The 290-nt window shown below is 61.4% G+C and carries 1 protein-coding gene; it reads right to left on the bottom strand.

The annotated features are described in order from the left end of the window. The coding region (locus EN807_RS34660; protein ID WP_246684543.1) for an extracellular solute-binding protein at positions 1-270 on the bottom strand (270 nt) is incomplete at its 3' end. Positions 271-290 lie beyond the last annotated feature (20 nt).

Raw genomic sequence — 290 nt, forward strand, 5'->3', positions numbered from 1 at the left:
CCAGCTGATACAGCCGGCGCTGGCGGTGTTGGTGCGCGACAGGCCGTCCTTGGCCGGCTGGTAGCCAAGGAGGAGCCCCTCTTTGATCCAGATCGGCACGAAATTGGCCGACGGAACCACCATGTCGAAACCCGAGCCGCCCGCCCTGACCTTGGACAGCGCGGTATCGTTGGAGTCGTAGTCCGTCACCGTGACCTTGATGCCGGTTTCCTTCTTGAATTTTTCCAGGAGTTCCGGGCTGGTGTAGTTGCCCCAGTTGTAGAGGCTCAATTCTTCCTCCGCGAGGGCCG

It is taken from the genome of Mesorhizobium sp. M5C.F.Ca.ET.164.01.1.1 (genome assembly GCF_004792125.1).
Lineage (GTDB): Bacteria > Pseudomonadota > Alphaproteobacteria > Rhizobiales > Rhizobiaceae > Mesorhizobium > Mesorhizobium wenxiniae.